The sequence below is a fragment of the Croceicoccus marinus genome (assembly GCF_001661675.2).
GTDB lineage: Bacteria > Pseudomonadota > Alphaproteobacteria > Sphingomonadales > Sphingomonadaceae > Croceicoccus > Croceicoccus marinus.
In genome coordinates this window covers 865,486-886,805 of the sequence record NZ_CP019602.1, presented here as the reverse complement: position 1 = coordinate 886,805, position 21,320 = coordinate 865,486, and the positions used below count along the sequence as shown (strand labels likewise).

General features: G+C 66.5%; 17 protein-coding genes and 1 riboswitch. Of the genes, 6 read left to right on the top strand and 11 right to left on the bottom strand.

Features of this window, described 5'->3' with window-relative positions; translation table 11 throughout:
* Positions 1–21: 21 nt before the first annotated feature.
* The 6 genes from A9D14_RS04290 to A9D14_RS19775 all read right to left on the bottom strand — a co-directional run bounded on the left by A9D14_RS04290 (position 22) and on the right by A9D14_RS19775 (position 9,732).
* Positions 22–774, bottom strand: coding sequence for an extensin-like domain-containing protein (locus A9D14_RS04290; protein ID WP_232468761.1), 753 nt, complete (start codon positions 772–774; stop codon positions 22–24).
* A gap of 1 nt (position 775) precedes the next feature.
* Entirely contained in the window at positions 776–4,330 is a 3,555-nt protein-coding gene (locus tag A9D14_RS04285; RefSeq protein ID WP_066843225.1) for an error-prone DNA polymerase, read from the bottom strand.
* A gap of 137 nt (positions 4,331–4,467) precedes the next feature.
* Positions 4,468–5,898 (bottom strand): UdgX family uracil-DNA binding protein, encoded by a 1,431-nt coding sequence (locus A9D14_RS04280; protein WP_066843223.1) that lies wholly within the window; start codon positions 5,896–5,898, stop codon positions 4,468–4,470.
* The gene (locus tag A9D14_RS04275; RefSeq protein WP_066843220.1) at positions 5,895–7,142 is read right to left on the bottom strand and encodes a putative DNA modification/repair radical SAM protein; all 1,248 of its coding nucleotides are present in this window, start codon (positions 7,140–7,142) and stop codon (positions 5,895–5,897) included. Before A9D14_RS04275 ends, A9D14_RS04280 begins: the two co-directional genes overlap by 4 nt.
* A gap of 336 nt (positions 7,143–7,478) precedes the next feature.
* Positions 7,479–9,062 carry a Y-family DNA polymerase gene (locus A9D14_RS04270; protein WP_066843218.1) on the bottom strand — a complete coding sequence of 528 codons (1,584 nt, stop codon included), beginning with the start codon at positions 9,060–9,062 and terminating at the stop codon, positions 7,479–7,481.
* The gene (locus tag A9D14_RS19775) at positions 8,974–9,732 is read right to left on the bottom strand and encodes a hypothetical protein (RefSeq protein WP_083987623.1); all 759 of its coding nucleotides are present in this window, start codon (positions 9,730–9,732) and stop codon (positions 8,974–8,976) included. Before A9D14_RS19775 ends, A9D14_RS04270 begins: the two co-directional genes overlap by 89 nt.
* A gap of 282 nt (positions 9,733–10,014) precedes the next feature.
* Here A9D14_RS19775 and A9D14_RS04260 point away from each other — a divergent pair, with 282 nt between their 5' ends.
* On the top strand, positions 10,015–10,497 hold the full coding sequence (locus A9D14_RS04260; protein WP_066843216.1) for a pyridoxamine 5'-phosphate oxidase family protein: 483 nt from the start codon (positions 10,015–10,017) through the stop codon (positions 10,495–10,497).
* Positions 10,498–10,550: 53 nt separating this feature from the next.
* Here the strand turns inward: A9D14_RS04260 and A9D14_RS04255 are convergent, their stop codons facing one another.
* Positions 10,551–11,987: a sodium-dependent transporter gene (locus A9D14_RS04255; RefSeq protein WP_066843214.1), complete on the bottom strand. Its 1,437-nt coding sequence runs from the start codon at positions 11,985–11,987 to the stop codon at positions 10,551–10,553.
* A gap of 138 nt (positions 11,988–12,125) precedes the next feature.
* On the opposite strand from A9D14_RS04255, the gene panB reads away from it, so the two are divergent.
* From panB to thpR, 3 genes are all read left to right on the top strand, one after another.
* The gene (panB, locus tag A9D14_RS04250) at positions 12,126–12,995 is read left to right on the top strand and encodes a 3-methyl-2-oxobutanoate hydroxymethyltransferase (RefSeq protein ID WP_066843212.1); all 870 of its coding nucleotides are present in this window, start codon (positions 12,126–12,128) and stop codon (positions 12,993–12,995) included.
* Between the two features lie 130 nt (positions 12,996–13,125).
* Positions 13,126–13,770, top strand: a complete 645-nt coding sequence (locus tag A9D14_RS04245) for a hypothetical protein (protein ID WP_066843211.1) — start codon at positions 13,126–13,128, stop codon at positions 13,768–13,770.
* 54 nt (positions 13,771–13,824) lie between these two features.
* Positions 13,825–14,361 (top strand): RNA 2',3'-cyclic phosphodiesterase, encoded by a 537-nt coding sequence (gene thpR, locus A9D14_RS04240; RefSeq protein WP_066843209.1) that lies wholly within the window; start codon positions 13,825–13,827, stop codon positions 14,359–14,361.
* On the opposite strand, the gene A9D14_RS04235 is transcribed toward thpR, so the two are convergent.
* From A9D14_RS04235 to A9D14_RS04220, 4 genes are read right to left on the bottom strand one after another with little or no spacing between them, the layout of a single operon-like run.
* A complete protein-coding gene (locus tag A9D14_RS04235) occupies positions 14,358–15,125 on the bottom strand; it encodes an ABC transporter ATP-binding protein (RefSeq protein ID WP_083987621.1) in 768 nt (255 codons plus the stop codon). The two genes, thpR and A9D14_RS04235, sit on opposite strands and share 4 nt — an antisense overlap.
* Positions 15,125–16,084 (bottom strand): FecCD family ABC transporter permease, encoded by a 960-nt coding sequence (locus tag A9D14_RS04230; protein ID WP_066843207.1) that lies wholly within the window; start codon positions 16,082–16,084, stop codon positions 15,125–15,127. The genes A9D14_RS04235 and A9D14_RS04230 overlap by 1 nt, the downstream gene beginning before the upstream one ends.
* A complete protein-coding gene (locus A9D14_RS04225) occupies positions 16,081–16,968 on the bottom strand; it encodes an ABC transporter substrate-binding protein (protein WP_066843206.1) in 888 nt (295 codons plus the stop codon). Before A9D14_RS04225 ends, A9D14_RS04230 begins: the two co-directional genes overlap by 4 nt.
* Positions 16,968–18,785, bottom strand: a complete 1,818-nt coding sequence (locus A9D14_RS04220) for a TonB-dependent receptor plug domain-containing protein (protein ID WP_232468759.1) — start codon at positions 18,783–18,785, stop codon at positions 16,968–16,970. The genes A9D14_RS04225 and A9D14_RS04220 overlap by 1 nt, the downstream gene beginning before the upstream one ends.
* Before the next feature lie 106 nt (positions 18,786–18,891).
* Positions 18,892–19,129: riboswitch (cobalamin riboswitch) on the bottom strand.
* Positions 19,130–19,356: 227 nt separating this feature from the next.
* On the opposite strand from A9D14_RS04220, the gene mdh reads away from it, so the two are divergent.
* Both mdh and sucD read left to right on the top strand, forming a co-directional pair.
* A complete protein-coding gene (mdh, locus tag A9D14_RS04215; RefSeq protein ID WP_066843202.1) occupies positions 19,357–20,319 on the top strand; it encodes a malate dehydrogenase in 963 nt (320 codons plus the stop codon).
* Positions 20,320–20,374: 55 nt separating this feature from the next.
* The gene (gene sucD, locus A9D14_RS04210; RefSeq protein WP_066843200.1) at positions 20,375–21,265 is read left to right on the top strand and encodes a succinate--CoA ligase subunit alpha; all 891 of its coding nucleotides are present in this window, start codon (positions 20,375–20,377) and stop codon (positions 21,263–21,265) included.
* Positions 21,266–21,320 lie beyond the last annotated feature (55 nt).

Below are 21,320 nucleotides of genomic sequence, written 5' to 3'. Positions count from 1 at the left end.
GGTCGCACCCGCTTCCTCCTTTCAACGGCAGTAACTGCCATAACCGCGCGCCGCCTGGTCCAGATGAAGATGATCGGCATGAAGCGCGTTATACTCCGGCGACAGCACGGTTCCGAACACATCGCATGCGCCGTTCCGCGCCGCGCGCAGAAAGGCAGCTTCCGGATCCTGCGGCTCGTCGCTCGACCAGTCTTCGGTCAGGGTCAGCACCCGCCCATCCTCCAGCGTGAAGCCCGAGATATCGATCGCATTGGCGGTCGCATGTTCACTCCACCCGCCGGTCGAAGCGCCATTGACGCGGCGGCAGCTATAGGTGCCAAGCTGCTGCAGGCTGGCCACGCGGCTGCCCAGCGATTCCTCTGCCGCCGGTTGCACGCGGTGGCGCATCCACCAGACCATCGCCGCATTGACCGGGCAGCTTGCCTCGTTGATCGCTGGGGTCAGCACCAGCCCGCGCTCCTCGCTGCCTGCGATACGCAGCCTGTCCTCGCGCCGACATGCGCCCTCGCCCGCGGGGGCCAGCGAGGTGAATTCCACCCCGACCCTTTCCAGCGCTTTGCGGCACATCGCTGCATCGCCGCGCAGCGCGGCCAGCTTGGTCGATGTCGCCCAGCCTTCCGGACCATCCAGGTCGAGCGGAGCGCGCGGGTCATGTTCGGGATGTGCCTTGAACCAGCCATGCGCGCCCGCCAGCAGAGCCAGCAGGCCAAGCAGGATCATGGCGATCCGGTCGATGCGAAACGGGCGGGCGGGCAGGCGCTTCTGGATCTTCACTTCAGTGAAAGTCCCGGGAAGGCGGAAGTATCCGCGGAATGATCCGCACATCGCGCGGATGGCGCCCCTGGAAGCCGCATTCGCGGTTGCCTGCAGGCGGCGGCTCCCACGGATCGATCGGCAGCGCCGCGCCATCGGGGGCGGTATCGGGCGCCGGGCGGGGGAAATCGTCGCGCAGATTGTCGCGCGGGCCGGCCTTGTCGGGCAGCGGGCTGGCCACGTGATCGGCCCGCGCCATGGCGGTCGGCATCATGTCGTCCGACAGCGCATGCAGCGTGTGGTTGGCGTCCACCATGTGCTGCACGATCACATGGACGACATCGTCGTCATACTCGACGCGCCCGCGCACTTCCATCAGCCGCGCGCCCATCACCACCTTGCGATATTTCTCCTTCAGATGCGGCCAGACGACCAGGTTGATCACCCCGGTCTCGTCCTCCAGCGTGATGAAGCACACGCCCTTGGCGCTGCCGGGGCGCTGGCGGATCAGCACGACGCCCGCCACCTGCACGTTCGACCGGTATTTGCGCTCGCGCAGGTCGCAGGCACGGATGAAGCCGCGTTCGGCAAGGCCCGCGCGCAGGAAGGCCATGGGATGCGCCTTCAGCGACAGGCGCATCGTCTGGTAATCGGCGACCACTTCCTCGGACAATGGCATGGCGGGCAGGATGGCCGGAACGGCCTCCGCACCCTCGTCGCGGGCGCGCGCGGCCTCGAACAGGGGAAGCGGCGGGGCCGAAACGATGGAGCGCGCATCCCACAAGGCCTGCCTGCGGGTCAGCCGCAGAGAGGTGAAGGCATCGGCGCTGGCCAGCCGCTCGACGTGGGCGGCAGGAATGCCGGACCGCTCGCGCAGGGCGGCGACGTCCTGGAAATTCCCGTGATCCTCGCGTGCAGCGATCAACCGGGCGGCGACATGTTCGGGCAGCCCGTCCACCTGCCGCATCCCCAGCCGCAGCGCCACGCGCCCGTTCGCCGCCGGTTCAAGCGTGCAATCCCATTGCGACAGGTTCACGTCTGCAGGCCTCACCTCCACCCCATGCTCCGCCGCGTCGCGCACGATCTGTGCGGGGGCGTAGAAACCCATCGGCTGAGAATTGAGCAGCGCGCAGGCGAAGGCCGCCGGGTAATGGCATTTCAGCCAGCTGGACACATAGACCAGATGCGCGAAGCTGGCGGCATGGCTTTCGGGAAAGCCATATTCGCCGAAGCCGCGGATCTGGTTGAAGCAGCGCTGCGCGAATTCGAGGTCATAGCCGCGCTCCACCATGCGCTCGACCATCATGTCCTGCAGTTCGTCCACCATGCCGCGCGAGCGGAAGGTCGCCATCGCCTTGCGCAGCCGGTTCGCCTCGGCCGACGAGAACTTGGCGGCATCCAGCGCGATCTTCATCGCCTGTTCCTGGAAGATCGGCACGCCCAGCGTTCTGCCCAGGATGCTGGACAGCTCGTCGGGCGGCCCGTGCGCGGGGCCCGGAGCGGGGATTTCCACCCGCTCCTCTCCGCGCCGGCGCTTGAGATAGGGATGCACCATGTCGCCCTGGATCGGGCCGGGGCGCACGATGGCGACCTGGATGACAAGGTCATAGAACTCGCGCGGGCGCAGGCGGGGCAGCATGTTCATCTGGGCCCGGCTCTCCACCTGGAACACGCCCAGCGAATCCCCCCGCCGCAGCATCGCATAGGTCTCGGGATCCTCGCGCGGGACAGTGGCCAGCGTCAGCGCACGGCCATGGTGATCGGCCACTTCGTCGAGGCATTTGCGGATGCAGGTCAGCATGCCCAGCGCCAGTACGTCGACCTTCAATATGCCCAGCGCCTCGATATCGTCCTTGTCCCATTCGATGAAGCTGCGATCGGGCATCGCGCCATTGCCGATCGGCACCGTCTCGGTCAGCGCGCCCTGGGTCAGGATGAAGCCGCCGACATGCTGCGACAGATGGCGCGGCATGCCGATCATCTGCTGGGTAAGCGCCAGCACCCGCCGCAGATGCGGATCGCTGATGTCCATGCCGGTCTCGGCCACATGCGCCTCGCCGATCTCGCGCCCCCAGCCGCCCCAGACGGTGCCGGCGAGCTTCGCGGTCACATCCTCGGACAGGCCCATCGCCTTGCCCACTTCGCGGATAGCCATGCGCGGGCGGTAATGGATGACGGTGGCGCACAGCCCCGCGCGGTGGCGCCCGTATTTTTCGTAGATGTGCTGGATCACTTCCTCGCGCCGCTCATGCTCGAAATCAACGTCGATGTCGGGCGGTTCCTTGCGCTCCTCGGAAATGAAGCGGTCGAATAGCAGGGCGTGGCGCGCTGGATCGACGGCGGTGATTTCAAGGCAATAGCACACCGCCGAATTGGCCGCGGACCCACGCCCCTGGCACAGGATCGGCGGATCGACGTTGCGCGCGAAATCGACGATGTCCTTGATGGTCAGGAAATAGCGGGCCAGGTCCAGCTTCTCGATCAATGCCAGTTCGCGCACCACCACCGCGCGGATCGCCTCGGGCAGACCGTCCGGATAGCGGCGTTCGGCCCCTTCCCAGGTCAGCACTTCCAGATGCTGCTGCGGGGTGCGATCGCCGGGATATATCTCGTCTGGATATTCGTAGCGCAGTTCGTTCAGGCTGAAGCGGCAGCGATCCGCAAGATCGCGCGCGGCGGCGATCGCATGCGGCCAGCGGGCGAACAATCGCTGCATCTCGCGCGGCGATTTCAGATGCCGTTCGGCATTGGCGTGCAGCAGGTGGCCCGCCTTGGCCACCGTCGTCTTGTGACGGATCGCGGTCATCACGTCCTGCAGCGGACGCCGGTCCGGCGCATGGTAATGCACGTCATTGGTCGCCAGGATCGACAGCCCGTTGTCCCGGGCGAGAATATCCAGCCGTTCGATCCGCGCGACATCGTCCCCGCAGTACAAGTGGCTGACCGCGATATGGCGCAAGGATGGCAACATTGCGCCCAGATGCGGCACAAGCCGGGCAAAGCTAAGCCCCCGCTGGGCCGGTTCGGGCACGCTGCCATCCATCGGAACGACATTGCCGGGCAGGCTGACCGCAATGTTCCCATCCAGATCGGGCGGTGGCATGGCGATCAGGTGAAGTGCCCCGCCCCCGTCATCGGCGGCATGGTCTGCCAGCATGGCCAGGTCGATCTCGCACACGCCCTTGTCCTGCCAGTCGCCGGACAAGGTCTGCATGCGCCCCTGGCTGATAAGGCGCGCCAGCCGGCCATAGGCCGCGCGGGTTTCGGGATAGGCGAGGAACGCCAGGCCCTCCACGGTCTCGATCCGCGCGCCGATGACGGGGCGCAGACGCAGGGTTTCCGCCTCGGTATGGATGCGCACCACGCCTGCCAGCGAATTGGCATCGGCTATCCCGATCGCGTCATAGCGAAGTGCACGCGCCGTCGTGATCAGATCGACCGCATCCGACGCGCCGCGCAGGAAGGTAAAGCACGACACCAGCCCCAGCTCGACGAAAGGGGCTCTTTCGGGCGTGTCTATCGCATCGGGATCGACATCGATCCGGCGGCGGTCGGGCGTAAGCGGGGCGTCGGGCATGGCGGCACGATGACGGCCCTAGCCGCGCGGGCATGCACAGGTTTCCCCATGCTGTCCCGGCCTGTCCACATGGATTTCCGCAGGTCTGCGCACAGGCTTGTCCACAGGCTCTCCACAGCGGGCCGCGTGCACACGCGTCATGCCAGCGCCTTCAGCCGCGCTGCGACGGCAGCCAGATCCTGGTCGAACAGGCGCGTCTGTTCCTCGCGCGCGGCCCCTTCCAGGCGGAGCAGGTAGGATGGGTGCGCGGTCACCCACAGCTCGCTGCCATCCTCCAGCTCGATCGGCTTGCCCCGCGCCTTGGTGATCGAGACCGTCTTGCCCAGCATGGCGCGTGCCGCGCTGGCCCCCATCGCCAGCACGAGCCCCGGCTTCACGATCGACCGCTCGGCCTCCACCCACCAGCGGCAGATGTCGATTTCCTTGGCGGCGGGCGACTGGTGCAGGCGGCGCTTGCCGCGCTGCACATATTTGAAATGCTTGACCGCATTGGTGACATAGGCAGCCTTGCGGTCGATCCCCACCTGTTCGAGATGCACGTCCAGCAATTGCCCGGCCGGACCGACGAAGGGGCGGCCCTGCAGATCCTCGTTATCGCCGGGCTGTTCGCCCACGATCATCAGCGGCGCGCCTGCAGGCCCCTCGCCCATTACCGCCGTGTTGTGCAGTTCGCCGATCGGGCAGCGGCTGCAGGCGTGGATTGCCTTGTCCACCGCGTCCAGCGTTTCAGGCCGCTCTTCCTCATCCATCGCACCTGCCGATACCATCGCCGCCTCTCGCGCCTGCGCGCCCGCGACGAGTTCGGGAATGAGCTGCGCCTCGGGCATGTTCTTCCAGTACTTGCGGGGCATTTCCTTTAGCATGGCCCCGATCTTCAAACGCGCCGGATTGAAAATGGATGCGTAATAGCCGCGCCACATCTCCTCCACCGGATCGCCGGTGGGCGCATCGGCGCGCGTGGCGGCGGGGCCTTCGCGCAGCGTCTCGCCGTCCCAGTGCAGGCTGCCGCGCGGGGTCAGGATCGACCAGCGCATGTTGGCGAAGCGGCGCGTGAAGAACCCCGCGTTGTGGCGCAGGATGTGGTGGAACGGTTCGAACCAGGCGACGAAATACTCGCCCTCCTCATGCTCGACCTCGCGGAAGCGCAGGAAGGCGCGCATTTTGTGAATGTCGCGCCGGACCGCGCGCGCCATGTCGGCCATGGCGCGGATGTCGCCATCGGCCGCATCCTCGATCAGCCGCGGTTTCGACTGCAGCCGCCACAGCACGCGGTAGAGCAGGCCAAAGCGTTCCGGATCGGAATGCATGATGACCGTCTTCGCGATTTCCATGAAGCGGCGCGATACGCGCGGCTGCGCGGCGTCCCTGTCGGGCACGGGCAGGCGGCGGTCGCCATGGGTGAACAGATTGCCCGCCGGGCCGCCCGGTTCGGTCCATGCGATGCGGTCGGGCGGAACGTCGGCCATGACCATGCGCCGCGCATGATCGCGCCATTCGCCGAAATCGTCCGGCGCGGCCATCGGCACCACGTGATAGGCACCCAGCCTGACATGCTGAAGCGCCGTCATGCCGCGAACAGGTCCAGTTGCCGCCCCGCATCGGGGGCGACCAGCGCCTTCAGATCGGCCCGGTCGGTCAGCGTCACGGGCCGCCAGTCGGCCGTGACGATGAAGGGCCGCAGCTTGGCCACCGACACGGTCAGCTTCGCGATATCGTCCAGCCGCAGGGTGCGATGCCGCCGCGCGCTGAGGATCTGCCCCACCCCGCGCGTACCCAGCCCCGGCACCCGCAGCAGCGCTTCCTTTGGCGCGCGGTTCACATCGACCGGAAAGCTTTCGCGAAACTTCAGCGCCCAGGCCAGCTTGGGATCGATGTCCAGCGGCAGCATGCCATCCGCACCGGCGGCCTGCGCCACCTCGCCCGGCGAATAGCCGTAGAAGCGCATCAGCCAGTCCGACTGGTACAGCCGATGCTCGCGGATCAGCGGCGGGCGCCTCAGCGGCAGCACCGCGCTGGCATCGGGAATGGGGCTGAAGGCCGAGTAATAGACGCGCCGCAGCCGGTGCTGGCCGTAAAGCGCGCTGGCCCGATTGACGATATCGGCATCGCTGGCTCCGTCGGCCCCGACGATCATCTGGGTCGACTGGCCCGCGGGTGCATAGCGGGGCGCATGGCGAAAGCGCTTCTTCGCGTCGCGCGCCTCGGTGATGGCATCGTTCATCGTGCCCATCGCGCCATCGATGGTCTGCGCATTCTTGTCGGGCGCCAGCCGCACCAGCCCGGCCACGGTGGGCAGTTCGACATTGATCGACACCCGGTCGGCATAGAGCCCGGCGCGGCGCACGATTTCTGCATCGGCCTCGGGAATGGTCTTGAGGTGGATGTAGCCGCGGAAATCATGCTCCTCGCGCAGGATGCGCGCGGTTTCGACCAGCTGCTCCATCGTGTGGTCGGAATTGCGGATGATGCCCGAGGACAGGAACAGCCCCTCGATATAATTGCGCTTGTAGAACGAGATCGTCAGATCGGCCACTTCCTGCGGCGTGAAGCGCGCCCGCTCCACGTTCGAGCTCTTGCGGTTCACGCAGTAGTGGCAATCGAAGATGCAATGATTGGTCAGCAGCAGCTTGAGCAGCGAGATACACCGCCCGTCGGGTGCATAGGCATGGCAGATGCCCATGCCTTCGGTGGACCCGATGCCCTTGCCCCCGCGGCTGTCACGTTTGTTCGTGCCCGACGATGCGCAGGACGCATCATATTTGGCGGCATCCGCCAGCACCTTCAGTCTTTCGATTATCGTTTTCTGTATCATGTGCGACTCCGGTGTTCACTATACGTTCTCACCGGATGCATGGCCAGACAAATATGGATTTCTGAAAGTCCAGTCAGATCAATGGGATAGACAAAGCCATCACCGATGCCGAGCTTCATGCCTCGAAAAAGCTATCAGCACTTGTTAACTATTTTCTGGCTTTTCGCGGCGAACGGGCGGATAATGGGTCAAACGCCGCTCTCGAAGGATGCGGTATTCTCTGCGCCTTCTTGGATCGGATCGATAGCACGGAAGGCCTCCGTGTGTGGACGGCGAGGTTTCGGCCTCGTCGTCCATTTTCGTTTTTGGAGTGGAGCTTCCTGTCAATCGCGCCGCTCATGCGAACAGTCCCTGCATGTACCAGTCGGGCGCATTGCCCCGCCCGTCGCCGATCAGGCCCAGCCGATAGATCCAGAAGCGCCGCCCCTCGCGGTCCTCGATCCGGTAATAGTCGCGCAGCCGCGCAGAGCCCTTTTCGCGCCACCATTCCGGGGCGATCCGTTCGGGCCCCTCGGCGCGCATCACGTCATGCACCTTGTCGCGCCAGCGAAAGCGCTGGGGCAGGCCATCGGGCGTGGCATAGAGCACCGCGATCATCTCCGCCCTGTCCAGCAGCTTGAGCGGGCGAGCGTGGAAGGCGAAGCTTTCCTGCCCTGCCGGCAAGGGGGCCAGCGGCGCCTGCCAGCGCTGGGCGCGTTCGGGCACATGGCTGGCATGGGCGACGGGCCGCCGCACGGCCTGCGCCCCCAGCCGCGACGTCAGCCTGTCGACACAGGCCGCAAGGCTGGTGCCATGCACCTGCGCCGAAGCATCGAGATCGGCCTGCGCCAGTTGCAATGGCTCGGCCCAGCGCGTGACAAGCCGTGCCATCTCGATGCCCAGCCCGGCATCGATGGTGGCGATGCGCTCGGCAAACAGGCGGCAGACATGGGCCGCATCGCGCGTGGATGCGGCCAGTTCCAGCGTGCGGATCACCACTTCTCCATCCACGCGCCAGCAGGCCAGTTCAAGCCGGCGCGCACCTTCGCCCCGCCCTTCCAGCTTGCGCATCATGGCCGCCGCCAGGTCGGAAAGCACCGTTTCGAGCAAAGGCAGGTGGCGGATCGGCTCCATCAGGCGCAATTGCACCATGGCGGGCGGCGTCTCGACCACCGGCAGCATCGGTTCGGGCACCAGGCCGATCATCTGGTCGCGCCGCATCAGCGGATTGGCCATCGCCGACCGGCGGTTGCGGAAACGGCGCGACAGCGCATCCCGGCCGATCCCGTCCAGATCGCCCAGCCGCTTCAGCCCCAGGCGGCGGAGCACCAGCAGCACATCGTCGTCCAGCCGCAAGGCCGCGATCGGCAATTGCGCCAGGCTGGCCTCGATATCCTCACCCTCGGCCAGCACCAGCCCACCTGTGCCAGCGCGCACCGCGCCGAAATGCGCGAGCGCCCAGGCCGCGCCCGCCGTGGGAGCGATGGCCAGCCGCACGCTGAGCCCGCGCGCCCGGGACACGCGCGCCGCATCGTCCAGCAGGCGCTGCTCGCCGCCGAAGAGATGGGCCGCCCCGGTGATGTCGACGATCACCCCGTCGGGCGGGTCCAGCGCGCTCCACGGGCCCCAGCGCTGCGCCCAGACGGCCAGACGTTCCAGGAAGGCAAGATCGCCCGCCGGATCGGCGGGGCGCACTTCCAGCGCGGGACAGATGGCGCGCGCGTCGGCCAGCATGGTGCCGGTACGCACGCCCGCCGCTTCCGCCGCGCGGGTCGTGGCGGTGATGCGGGGGCCGTGGGCAGTCTCGATGATCAGGGCGAGCGGGGTATCGGGTTCCTCCCCGCCGCTTGTCTCAGCCTGCCGCCAGCGATCGATCGACAGCCGCGCGCACCAGATCGCCAGCACGCGCCGATTGGGCGTGCGATCGCTGGTCGGCGGCATCGCGATCGACCGGGCGGGCGGAGAGGATTGCTTCCCCATCGCCCCCTCCGTCAGCATGGGCCGGTTCGGGCCTGATCCACCATGCGCCCGGACGCAGGCCGCGCGCCCGGAACAATTCACCCCGCCAGCCGGGCAGGCCCGGCGCCTGCGGGTTCCAGCGCGATGGCTGCGATGCGGCGGAACGCACGTCCCACCGCATGCGCGCCGCGCCAAGGTCGCGCCTTGCATCCACGCGCACCAGCCACAGCGGCACGCGGTGCCGTTCCGCCGCCAGCACCAGCCGGCGCGAAGCGGTGAAGTCCAGCGCGCGGGGATTGCCCGCGATCTCTCCGATCACGAAGGCCAGGTCGCGGCAACGCACGCCTTCTTCCAGGGCGAACAGCGCATCCTCTGCCGTCCGGGCCGTCACATGGATCAGCCGGTGCGCCAGGTCGCGCGGCAGTCCGGGCAGAAAAGGCCTGCCCCCTGCGCGAATGGCCGAGGCATCCTGCACCCACAGAAACGCGCGCTCGTCCTTCACCTCTTTCAGGGCATGTTCGTGCAAAGGCCGCGGCGCGGCGCGCGCCAGTTCCAGCGCCAGCGCCGCCCCCGCCCCTTCGTCAGCGGGGGCGAATATCTCTCCCGCCCCGCGAAAGGCGATGGCTGGATTCCAGCCCTGCCCCTGGGCCATGCTTTCGCGGGAAAGACCCTCTCCCGGCCCGCCTTCCAGCCAGTGCGCGGCGGACAGTTCCGCAGCGGGAAAAACCCCTTCCGGAAGCTGGCCGGCATCGGCATCGAAGGCGGGGGAATGGGTGATGACAGGCTCCGTGCAGCAAGGCGAATCGGGAATGGGAACGGTTTATGTTCTTATTATGTTCCTACCCTCGCGTCCATTGTCCGAAGAGGAAAACGGAACGGCCGCCCGCTCTGTCCGTTGCAAGGGCAAGGACCAACGGAACCGAAGGACAACCCCATGAAATACGAAGAAGGCAACCCCGACGAGCTGAAGCACAAATTCTGGAAGGCCATGGCTTCCTCCCCGTTCGTGATGCTGCAGCTGGACGACGATCCGGACAGCAGCGCCCCCATGACCGCGCAGCTCGACAAGGATGCCAATCACGCGATCTGGTTCTTCACCTACAAGGACAACCGCTTCGCCAGGATGGGCCCGGCAAATGTCAGCTTTGCATCCAAGGACCACAAGATCTTCGCCCGCTTCCACGGCAATCTGGTCGAGGAAAACAGCCGCGAACGCCTGGAAAAGCAGTGGGACAACACCGTCGAGGCATGGTTCCCCGAGGGCAAGTCGGATCCCAAGCTGCTGATGATCCGCATGGATCTTGGCGATGCCACCATCTGGGACGGCGATCTGGGCCTGACCAACGTGGCCAAGATGATGCTGGGCATGGATGTCACCGACGATGTCGGCAAGAACCATACCGAAACGACCCTGTAGGAAACAGCGTCCGTGACGATCAGCGGGCCGCCCCCAAAAGGGCGGCCCTTTTGCTATGCGGATCCCAGGAGGCCGGGGAACAGGCCGAACAGCAGGATCAGGAAAACCGCCAGCGGTGCCAGCCATGCCATCACGAACCGGTAAAGGGTCAGCATTCCCGCCGACAATCCGGTTTCCGCAGCGACAAGCCTGCGATCGGCCCGCCACCCGATGAACAGCGACACGCCCAATGCGGCCAGCGGCAGCATGATCTTGCCCGTCACTCCGTCGATCGTATCCAGGATGTCGTTGCTGGCGAAGATGTCCCAGAACCAGAGCGGGCGAACATCAGACAGCACGTTATAGCCCATCGCGCACAGCAGCCCGATCAGATAGGCGCCGCCGCCCACCACGAGCGCGGCATGAAGCCGCTTGAGCCCGAAACGGTCGATCACCCACGCCACCGGCCCTTCCAGCAGCGAGATCGAGCTGGTCAACGCGGCAAAGAAGATCAGCACGAAAAACGCCAACCCGATCAGCGAACCCGCCGGCATCTGCGAGAATGCGACTGGCAGCGACTGGAACACCAGCACCGGACCCGCCGCGGGATCCAGCCCGACCGCAAAGACGATGGGGAAAATCATCAGGCCCGACAGGATGGCCACGCCCGTATCGGCCGCCGCGATCATGCCCGCGGTCGGCGCCAGCTTAACGTCGTCTCCGACATAGGCGCCATAGGTGATCAGCGCCGCCGACCCCAGCGAAAGCGAGAACAGCGCCTGACCCAGCGCCTCGTTCACGGCGGTGGGGGTCAGCTGCGAGAAATCGGGCGTGAACAGGAACTTCACGGCCTGCGCGAATTCGCCGGTGAAGGCGCCATAGATCGTGATCGCGACCAGCAGGACGAAGAACGCCGGCATCAGAGTGCCCGCCGCCTTCTCGATCCCGTCGTGGACGCCGTTGGCGACGATCAGCACCGTGACGACCATAAAGATCGTGTGCATCCCGATCATCGTGCCAAGGCTGCCGAACAGAGTGCCCATGCGGCCGGTGATCACGTCCTGCGCCTCGCCCTGGAACGCGGGACCGAACGGAGCCCCCGACCCGATCGAGGAAGCGACATCGCCGATCATCACGAACACGTAATAGATCGCCCAGCCGGCCACGACCGAATAGAACGACAGGATCAGGAAGGCTGCAAGGATCTCGATCCCGCCGAACACGCTCCATTTGGTGGATACGCCCGATCGTTCCGCCACCCGCGCGATGGAGCCGGCGGCATCCTCGCGCCCGGTGCGTCCGATCATCACTTCCGACAGGACCAGCGGCAGGCCGATCAGGAAGACGCAGGCGATATAGACCAGCACGAAGGCGCCGCCCCCGTTCTCTCCGGCCAGTGTCGGGAACCGCCAGATATTGCCCAGCCCGACAGCCGCTCCGATCGCGGCCAGCAGGAACGCCGTCCGCGAGGACCAGCCCTGTTCACCGGCCTGTCCAGTCGCACCAGCCATCTATCCCTCCGTTTCACATGTAACCGACCCGACTTATAGAGACGAAATGCCTGCTGGGAACCCGCGGCGTCCGCGCGTCCACATTGCCGGTCGTCCACGGGCCTTTCCAGCAAGCCGGCGCGCGGCTAGAAAGCGGCCATGTCAACGACCTTCCAGCTCGACACCGCGACCAGCCGCGCCAATCCCACGCCCGCCCCGATGAAGCGGCTGACGGTGCCCAAGGTCATGCAGCGCAAGAATGACGGCACGACCGAAGAGCCGCTGGTCATGCTGACCGCCTATACCGCCCGCATGGCGCAATTGCTGGATGCGCACTGCGACATATTGCTGGTCGGGGATTCGCTGGGACAGGTGATCTATGGCCTGCCTTCGACCCTGCCCGTCACGCTGGACATGATGGTCGCCCACGGTGCGGCGGTGGTGCGCGGGTCCTATCACTCGCTGGTCGTGATCGACATGCCCTTCGGCAGCTACGAAGCCTCGCCGCAGCAGGCCTTTGCCAGCGCCAGCCGCATCATGGCCGAAACCGGCGCGGCGGCGGTGAAGCTGGAAGGCGGCGTCGCCATGGCCGAGACGGTGCGCTTCCTGTCGCAGCGCGGTATTCCGGTGATGGGCCATGTCGGGCTGACCCCGCAGGCGGTGAACGCGCTGGGCGGCTACATGGCCCGCGGGCGGAGCGAGGTCGAGGAAGCCAGGATCGTGGAAGACGGCAAGGCTGTAGCCGATGCGGGCGCCTTTGCCGTAGTGGTCGAGGGCGTGGTGGAGGATATCGCCATCACGCTGACGCGCGAGCTTGCGGTGCCGACCATCGGCATCGGCGGATCGGCTCAATGCGACGGCCAGGTGCTGGTGGCCGAGGACATGCTGGGCATGTTCGAGCGCACGCCGCGCTTCGTCAAACGCTACAACGACCTGGCCAGGATCATTTCCGACACTGCCGGCGAATTTGCGGCGGAAGTCCGCTCGCGCAGCTTTCCCGGCGACGCGCAGGTCTACAAGGCGAAGTGAACCGCGCGGCGATTGTGCTGCGGAAGATTTGAATTCGAACTATTCTTCTGGCCCGATCATGGGTCCAGACATAGCATGGCCTTCTTGCCGAGTCGGATTGCGATGGGAAGAGTGCCGGGATGAAACGCTGGTGCTTGCCGTCGCTGTCTGCGCGCTGGCCGCCGCGCCGCTGGGCTGGCAGGCCATGGCGCAGATCGCCACCAGCGACATCGCTTTTCCAAGGGGCAGCGCGGGCACCCATGTCAGCGGCACCATCAGCGGCGATCAGATACGCGACTATGTGGTCAGGGCACGGGCCGGACAGGTGATGTCGATCAGGATGACCGGATCGAACATCGTCTTCTTCAATGTGCTTCCACCGGGCAGCGACGCGGAAGCGATTTTCATCGGCAGTACCGAGGGCGACAGCTTTTCCGGCGCGCTGTCTCAGTCCGGCCCCTACGAGATTCGCGTCTATCAGATGCGCTCCAGCGCAAGGCGCGGCGAAAGCGGATCGTACGAACTGGCGATTTCCGTCACGGGGCATGCGCATGCCGGTCACGGCTCGCCAGCGTCGCACCGGGGCGGCATCACGGGCATAGAGGGGATGGACGGCGTCGCCGCATTCGACGAACTGACCGCGCGCGGTTTCAGGAACGTGGACTCCTGCTCCTCGGGCGACACATTGTACGGCGTCTATTACCTTCCTGCGTCGGGTCTGTGCATCCAGACCGCGTCCGCGGATGGCCGGATCGTCGACATTCGGGACATCGAGACGCATCCCGCATGCCGCTGAACTTCGGGGTCCAGCCCTTGACCTGAACGGACGGCTCGCCGATCCCGTGGGGTCATGAGCCATCGCCTGTTCGTTGCCATCAAGCCGCCGCCCGACGTGATCGACATGCTGATCGACACGATGGAAGGCGTCGACAATGTCCGCTGGCAGGGCGAGGATCAGCTCCACCTGACCCTGCGCTTCATTGGCGAGGTGGATACGCCGCAGGCCAACGACATCGCCGATGCGCTGGGCAGTGTGCGGGCCGGGAAATTCGATCTGGCGATCCGCGGCGCCGGGCATTTCGAAAAGAAGGGCAGGCCCCATACGCTGTGGGCGGGCGTCGCGCCCTCTCGCGCGCTCATCCAGTTGCAGCAGAGTGTCGAAAGCGCTTGCCGGTCCGCCGGGATCGCGCCGGAAACGCGCGTATTCGCGCCCCACGTCACCCTGGCAAGGCTTTCGGGCAGAGCGGGCGACATTGCCCCGTTCCTGGCGCAGCATGGCGCATTGCGAAGCGAACCCTTTACGGTGGAACGCTTTTTCCTTGTCGAAAGCACGCTGTCAGCCAAGGGCGCGCATTACGATCCGGTCGTGGCCTATGGGCTGTCCTAGATGGCAAGCGCGCGGGCGCCCGCTTCGCCCAGCCAGCGAACCTTAGTCCCCCAGACCTTGCCGATCACCGCCTCGTCCAGCGCATCCTCGGGCCTGCCGTCCGCGACCAGCGTCCCTCGATCGAGGACGATGACGCGGTCCGCATGGTTCATCGCCAGCGCCAGGTCATGCATGACGATGGCCAATCCGCGTCCATAGGCTGCCTGGCAGCGAAGCAGATGCGCCAGGTCGCGCGCATGCCCGATGTCGAGGCTGGCGAAAGGCTCGTCCGCAAGGATGAAGCGCGGTTCCCCGGCGAGGACACGCGCCATCATCGCCCGCGCCTTCTCGCCGCCCGACAATGTCGAGATCGGCCGGTCGATCAGGGCATCCAGCTGCATGTCGCGGACCGCGCTGGATATCGCGCCATCATCCGCTTCCTGCCCTGCCCTGACCGGACGGCCCGGAACGGCGCGCCAGGGCAAGCGCCCCAGCCCGACCAGTGTACGGACATTGACGTCCCAGGCGGTTTCCGCCTGCTGCGGCAGGAAGCCGATCGCCCGCGCCCGCTGGCGCGGCGGCAATCCGGCTAGCGGGGTTCCGTCCAGCCCGACCTCTCCCCCCGCGGGTGCGATCAGGCCGGCCAGCGCGGTCAGAAGGGTGGATTTGCCGGCACCGTTGGGACCGCAGATGGCCGTCATCTGACCCGGACGGATCACGCAATCGACACGTTCCAGCACGTTCGTGCCGCTTTTCTGCACGGTCAGGGCCCGGGCCGCGATCATCAGGCAAGCTCCCGCCGAAGACGCAGCAGCAGCGCCAGGAAGAAGGGCGCGCCCAGCAGCGACAGCGCGATGCCCAGGCGCAGCTCGCTGGCCATCGGCGCCAGCCGACATGCCGTATCGGCGACCAGCACCAGCAGCGCCCCTGCCAGCGCGCTCGGCACCAACAGGCTGGAGGGACGCCGGTCGGTGAACGGGCGGACAAGATGCGGCACCATCAGCCCGACGAAGCCGATGATCCCCGCCACCGCCACGCCCGCGCCGATGGTCAGGCCCACGCCTGCCACGATTCCCCATTGCAGCCGCCGGGCCTGCACCCCCAGCGACAGGGCTGCCTGCTCGCCCAGCATCATCGCATCCAGTGAGCGTCCGCAAAGCGCCAGCACGATCAGTCCCGCCAATGTCAGCGGCGCTGCGATCCATACGTCCGCCCAGCTGCGATCGGTCAGCGCCCCCATCAGCCAGGTCACGATTTCTGACATGGCGAAGGGATTGGGCGAGAGGCTGATGGCCAGGCTGGTAAGCGTGCCCGCAAGGCTTGCGATCATCAGTCCGGCCAGGGTGAACAGCGCGATTCCCCCCGTCCGCCCCGCGATCAGCGCCAGCAGCGCCATCGCCCCCGCGGCGCCTGCCAGTGCGAACAAGGGCAGGATCAGCGGAATGGCGGCCACGCCCAGGAACAGCGCCATGACCGCGCCGAACGCCGCGCCCGGTGCGATCCCGAACAGGCCAGGATCGGCCAGCGGATTGCGCAGATAGCCCTGCATCGCCGCGCCCGCTCCGCCCAGACCGGCGCCGATGATCAGCGCCAGCAAGCCGCGCGGAAGACGCAGTTCGGCCAGTATGATGGCAGCATTGGGCACAGGTTCAGCCCAGGGCGCGATCCATGCCCGTCCCGCCAGCAGCGAGAGCGGCAGTGCCACGCCGATGGCGGCGAGCAGGACCGCGTTGAGGCGGTTCACCCCGCCACCTCGGCGCGGATCTGCGTCAGCCGCTCCAGCGCGCGCGGGATGGTCGGACCGCCGCAATAGAGCAGCTGCGGATCGAAATGCGCCTGCGCGGTGCCGTCCAGCGCCGTCAGCGCGGGGTGCCCAAGCTTGCGGTTTTCCTCGCCGCCCGCGCCCGCGATTAGGATCAGCGGGGGCGGGTCGGCCAGCACCTGTTCCAGCGGCAGCAGCGCGCCCTGCCCCAGCCCGCGCCCCGCGCTCCAGTTCGCGAAGCCGCTGCGGACAAGCAGATCGCTGATCAAAGTCTGCTCGCCCGGCACCAGCCCGCCCGATTGCCAGACCAGCGCGGGAAGCGGGCGGGCGCCCTCGGCAGGCCGGGCGGCGCGGAGGCTGTCCTCGATCCTGGCGACCAGCCTCTCGCCAGCCTCGACTTCGCCCGCCAGCGCCGCGAGTTCGCGGATCTGGGCGATGGAATCGGCGACCGTGGTGATGGTGCCGGTCTTGACCACGCGCAGGCCCATGCGCGCGAAGGCCTGTTCGGTGGCGGGCGGCAGGAAGGTGCTGGCCACCACCAGGTCGGGCCGGAGCGCGGCGACTTCCTCGGCATTGCCCGACACGGCGGGAAAGCGCGCCGCGAGTTCGGGCGGCATCGACGATCCCGCCGGATCGTGGCTGTAGTGCGAGATTGCGGCCAGCCGCCCCGGTGCGATCTCGGCCAGGATCGCGTCGGTGCACGGGTTCAGAGACACGATGACGGGCTCGGCTTCGGACAAAGGCGAGCCTTCGGGAACCGGCACATCCTGGCGAACGCGCGAGCCTTCCGGGGCCGGGGCGGCGGCAGGCGTGCAGGCGGCCAGCATTGCTGCCGCCGCCGCCACGACTGCCGACCGCGCCGCCATCAGATTTTCACCCGCGCTCCGCCATAGGCAGCGGCGCCGGACGAATTGTAGCCCGCGACCGTCTGGTAGCCCGCATCGAACAGGTTCTCGACCCGCCCGAACAGTTCCAGCCTGTCGCCCAGCGGCATCGAGGCGCGAAGATCCACCGTCACGAAGCCGTCGAGCCGCGTGAAATTGCCGCGATCGTCATAGCTGTCGCCGACCAGCCGCACGTCTGTGCCCAGCATCAGCCCGGTGGGGGTGGCCCAGTCCACCATGGCGGTGACCGCGTGATCCGGCCTGCGGTTGAGGTTATTGCCCTGATAGGTGCCGCCCGCCGTCCGGTCCTCGGTCTCCAGGTATGTGTAGACGAGGCCAAGCCGCAGGTTCTGGGACGGGCGTGCCGCCAGTTCGAGTTCCGCGCCCTGCGCGCGGGCCCTGCCGATGTTGTAATAGACCGAATTCGCCAGATCGAAGTCGATCAGGTCGGTGCTGTCGCGGCGGAACAGGGTGGCGGCGGCGAAGAACATGCCGTCGCGGCGCCCCTTCTCGATACCGACATCATAGCCCTTGCTCCGCTCTGGGTTCAGCCCCTCGTCGCCGTAGAAGGAATAGAGCTGGTAGAGCGTGGGCGCCTTGAAGCCCTCGCCATAGGATGCGCGCAGCCGCAGCTGCGCACCCAGTTCCAGCGCGCCATTCGCGCCGAACGTCCATTCGTCGCCGAACAGTTCGTGATCGTCATAGCGCGCGCCCGCGGCGAGGGTCACGGCCGGGCCGCCCCAGGACAGCTGGCCATGTCCGCTGGTGAGCGTGGTCGAGCGGTCGCTGCCCGAATCCTCGAAGCCGTACCATTCGCGGTCGGCCCCGAAATCGATGCCCAGGCTGTCGGTAAGGCCGAAACGGCCGAACAGTTCGGCCCGCTCGAGCCTGCCCTTGGTCTCGTAGGGGAAATCGCCATAGCTTTCCCCCGTATAGAGCCGCGTCGTGTCGGACAGGGCATAGCCGCCGCGCAGGGTCAGCCTGTCGCCCTGATAGTCGGCGCCGATGCGGCCCGAATATTCCTCGGTATCCTGCAGGTCGTCGGTGTCGGCAAAGGCGTACAGGGGCGCGGGATAGCCGTCCTGCTCGAGCCGGCCATCGGCATAGCGGCCATTGGCGGTTAGCGAAAACGCGTCGCTTACGTGGAAGCGGCCGCGCCCCGCAAGCTGCCACTGGCGGAAGCCGTCGGCTTCGCCGCCCGTGCTGGCCGCGCTGAACCCGTCGGAATCGTACCAGCTGCCGGTCAGCCCCGCCTCGACACGATCGGTGACGACCCCGCCCGCCAGCGTTGCATAGGCGGTATCGAACGCGCCATATTCCGCGCTGGCGGAAATCCCGTCGACTTGCCGGGTGGTGAGGTTCATCACCCCGCCCATCGCGTCGGACCCCCAGATGACCGAGTTGGGACCGCGCAGCAGCTCGATCCGTTCGACACTGCCTGCCAGCACATTGGCGAAGTCGAACCCGCCGCCGGGCGCGGCGACGTCGTTCACCTTTACCCCGTCGATCAGGACAAGCAGTTGTTCCGAAAACGCACCGCGCACGCGCACGCCGGTGAACGAGCCGGCCGGCCCGTTCCGGCTGATCGCGACGCCGGGCAGGCGCCGCAGGACGCGGGACAGGTCGGGGCCCTGCACGGTCTCGATCTCGGGCAGATCGATGATGGAGATCGCCTGGCCGGTATTGTCGACCGAAAGCTCCAGCCCGGTCGCGGTGACGGTGATCGGATCGCCCGCTTCCTGCGCGGCGGCGGGGGCGATGAAGGCGAAACAGGATGTGACGAGGGCCGATGTGGCCAAACAGAAATCAAGACGCATGTATCCTCCGGACAAGAACGATTGCCGTTCCTGTCGGAAGACGCGGGATCGCGCCTTTCCGATGCCTTCGGTACACCCCGCCCGCTGGCTCGAACGACCGATACGGGCAGGTCTCCTGACTTCCGGATCGACGCGTTTCGCCGGCCTTCCCGGCCCCTTGCGGGACCAGTGACACGAAATGACGAACGCTCACCGGTTACAGTTGCGGGGGCAGCGCCGGAATTGCCGGACCGCACGCGTTTGACGCACGGCATGACGCACCGATCTTCCCTCTTAGGGCCGGCTGCGCGACAACATGCCCAACCGGCCAACCCATAACGATGGCGCGGCGCATAGCCATGAGAACAATCGGTTGGCAAGCTGAACTTGTCCATCTGACGAGATGGAAATCGATTGTTGCTATTGCGAACTCTTATCAAAGATAATCCAGAAGCCCTCTTTTTTGCCGGTTGCAATCGCCTATCTCGGGGCCTACGGCACATGCCCGAAACAGCGCCCATCTTCGCAGCACAAAAGGGCGCACCCACGGGAAAGAAGAAGAGGAAGAGAGTCGATGGCACGCAAGAAGATCGCCCTCATCGGATCGGGCATGATCGGCGGCACGCTCGCCCATCTGGCCGCGAAGAAGGAAATGGGCGACATCGTCCTTTTCGACATCGCCGAGGGCATGCCCCAGGGCAAGGCGCTGGACCTGTCGCAGTGCGGTCCGATCGAGGGCTTCGACGCGAATATCACCGGCACGAACGACTATGCCGATATTGCCGGCGCCGACGTGATCATCGTGACGGCGGGCGTTCCCCGCAAGCCGGGCATGAGCCGCGACGATCTTCTCGGCATCAACCTCAAGGTGATGAAGTCGGTCGGCGAAGGCATCAAGGCGCATGCGCCGGACGCCTTCGTGATCTGCATCACCAACCCGCTCGATGCGATGGTCTGGGCGCTGCGCGAGTTTTCGGGCCTGCCGCACAACAAGGTCGTGGGCATGGCGGGCGTGCTGGATTCGGCGCGCTTCGCGACGTTCCTTGCGTGGGAGTTCGAGGTTTCGGTTAAGGACGTGAACGCCTTCGTTCTGGGCGGCCACGGCGACACCATGGTGCCGGTGCTGTCCTATTCCACCATCAGCGGCATTCCCGTGGGTGACATGGCCAAGATCAAGGGCGTGGACGCGGGCCGACTGGACGAGATCGTGCAGCGCACCCGTTCGGGCGGCGGCGAGATCGTCGGCCTGCTCAAGACCGGTTCGGCCTATTACGCCCCCGCCACCAGCGCGATCGCCATGGCAGAGGCCTATCTGGGCGACCAGAAGCGCATCCTGCCCTGTGCCGCGCATCTTTCCGGCGAATACGGCGTTGACGGCCTGTATGTCGGCGTTCCTGCCGTGATCGGTGCCGACGGCATCGAGAAGGTGGTCGAGATCGAGTTGAGCGACGAGGAGAAGGGCAACCTCCAGGTGTCGGTCGACGCGGTCAAGGAACTGCTGGAAGCCTGCAAGGGCATCGACGGCGACCTAGCCTGAATTTCTTCCGGGCGGCCTGACGGCCGCCCGCCCCTCCCGACAAGGAGAGCGTTAAATGTCCATTCTCGTCGACAAGAATACCAAGGTCATCACCCAGGGCATGACCGGATCGACCGGCACGTTCCACACCGAACAGGCGCTGGCCTATGGCACGCACATGGTTGCGGGCGTAACCCCCGGCAAGGGCGGCACGACCCACATCGGCCTGCCGAACTATGACACGGTGGCCGAGGCGAAGGCCGCGACCGGCGCGACCGCTTCGTGCATCTATGTGCCGCCGCCGTTCGCAGCGGACTCGATCCTGGAAGCGATCGACGCCGAGATGGAGCTGATCGTCGCCATTACCGAGGGCATTCCGGTGCTCGACATGGTGCGCGTGAAGCGTGCGCTGCAGGGTTCGAAGGCGCGCCTGATCGGTCCGAACTGCCCCGGCGTGCTGACCCCCGGCGAATGCAAGATCGGCATCATGCCCGGTTCGATCTTCAAGAAGGGCTCGGTCGGCGTCGTCTCGCGTTCGGGCACGCTGACCTATGAGGCGGTGTTCCAGACCACCAATATCGGGCTTGGCCAGACCACCGCGGTCGGCATCGGCGGCGACCCGGTCAACGGCACCAATTTCATCGACGTGCTGGAACTGTTCCTGGCCGATGACGAGACGAAGTCGATCATCATGATCGGCGAGATCGGCGGCAGCGCCGAGGAAGAAGCGGCACAGTTCCTGAAGGACGAAGCCAAGCGTGGGCGCAAGAAGCCCATGGTCGGCTTCATCGCGGGCCGCACGGCGCCTCCGGGCCGCCGCATGGGCCATGCCGGCGCCATCGTATCGGGCGGCCAGGGCGGCGCCGAAGACAAGATCGCGGCAATGGAAGAGGCTGGCGTCCGCGTCTCGCCCTCGCCCTCGCTGCTTGGCGAAACCCTGGACGGGCTCCTCAAGGAACTCGCCTAAGCTATTCGCCGCGGCCCGCCTTCCTTGGGGAGGAGGAGGCGGACCGCGGCCTGAA

What these genes read in the sequence shown, in the direction of transcription:
- sucD (WP_066843200.1), top strand. Translation starts at nt 20,375, where the DNA reads ATGTCCATTCTCGTCGACAAGAATACCAAGGTCATCACCCAGGGCATG.
- A9D14_RS04285 (WP_066843225.1), bottom strand. Translation starts at nt 4,330, where the DNA reads ATGCCCGACGCCCCGCTTACGCCCGACCGCCGCCGGATCGATGTCGAT.
- mdh (WP_066843202.1), top strand. Translation starts at nt 19,357, where the DNA reads ATGGCACGCAAGAAGATCGCCCTCATCGGATCGGGCATGATCGGCGGC.
- A9D14_RS04235 (WP_083987621.1), bottom strand. Translation starts at nt 15,125, where the DNA reads ATGATCGCGGCCCGGGCCCTGACCGTGCAGAAAAGCGGCACGAACGTG.
- A9D14_RS04255 (WP_066843214.1), bottom strand. Translation starts at nt 11,987, where the DNA reads ATGGCTGGTGCGACTGGACAGGCCGGTGAACAGGGCTGGTCCTCGCGG.
- A9D14_RS04280 (WP_066843223.1), bottom strand. Translation starts at nt 5,898, where the DNA reads ATGACGGCGCTTCAGCATGTCAGGCTGGGTGCCTATCACGTGGTGCCG.
- A9D14_RS04270 (WP_066843218.1), bottom strand. Translation starts at nt 9,062, where the DNA reads ATGCCGCCGACCAGCGATCGCACGCCCAATCGGCGCGTGCTGGCGATC.
- A9D14_RS04260 (WP_066843216.1), top strand. Translation starts at nt 10,015, where the DNA reads ATGAAATACGAAGAAGGCAACCCCGACGAGCTGAAGCACAAATTCTGG.
- panB (WP_066843212.1), top strand. Translation starts at nt 12,126, where the DNA reads ATGTCAACGACCTTCCAGCTCGACACCGCGACCAGCCGCGCCAATCCC.
- A9D14_RS04275 (WP_066843220.1), bottom strand. Translation starts at nt 7,142, where the DNA reads ATGATACAGAAAACGATAATCGAAAGACTGAAGGTGCTGGCGGATGCC.
- A9D14_RS19775 (WP_083987623.1), bottom strand. Translation starts at nt 9,732, where the DNA reads ATGGCCCAGGGGCAGGGCTGGAATCCAGCCATCGCCTTTCGCGGGGCG.
- A9D14_RS04225 (WP_066843206.1), bottom strand. Translation starts at nt 16,968, where the DNA reads ATGGCGGCGCGGTCGGCAGTCGTGGCGGCGGCGGCAGCAATGCTGGCC.
- thpR (WP_066843209.1), top strand. Translation starts at nt 13,825, where the DNA reads ATGAGCCATCGCCTGTTCGTTGCCATCAAGCCGCCGCCCGACGTGATC.